This window comes from Exiguobacterium sp. s132 (genome assembly GCF_018617235.1).
In the GTDB taxonomy this organism is placed as follows: domain Bacteria; phylum Bacillota; class Bacilli; order Exiguobacteriales; family Exiguobacteriaceae; genus Exiguobacterium; species Exiguobacterium profundum.
Map to the genome: position 1 here is coordinate 1 of NZ_JACSJU010000015.1, position 430 is coordinate 430.

1 tRNA gene and 2 rRNA genes are annotated in these 430 nt (G+C 50.7%); all 3 read right to left on the reverse strand.

The features are described from left to right. Positions 1–75 (reverse strand) — tRNA-Asn (locus KNO78_RS15510). A gap of 8 nt (positions 76–83) precedes the next feature. Further along, positions 84–200 (reverse strand): 5S ribosomal RNA (gene rrf, locus KNO78_RS15515). A gap of 95 nt (positions 201–295) precedes the next feature. Then, positions 296–430, reverse strand: a 23S ribosomal RNA gene (locus tag KNO78_RS15520); the annotation flags it as partial.

The following is a 430-nucleotide window of genomic DNA, read 5'->3' on the forward strand; positions in this document are numbered from 1 at the left end:
TGGCTCCGCAAGTAGGATTTGAACCTACGACCTACCGGTTAACAGCCGGTTGCTCTACCACTGAGCTATTGCGGAACGATCTTGCCTGGCAACGTCCTATCCTCACAGGGGGAGATCCCCCAACTACTTTCGGCGCTGAGACGCTTAACTTCCGTGTTCGGCATGGGAACGGGTGTGGCCGTCTCGCTATCGCCACCAGACAAAATGAATATTAACACCGCGTCATACGCATGTCAATATTGTTTTAGGGTTTGTTCCCTGAAAACTGAGGATTCATCAACACAAACCATTAGACTAGATCAAAGCCTCGACCGATTAGTATCATTCAGCTCCACGTGTCGCCACGCTTCCACCCATGACCTATCTACCTCATCGTCTCTGAGGGGTCTTTCTTGATTGCTCAAAGGGAAATCTCATCTCGGAGGGGGCT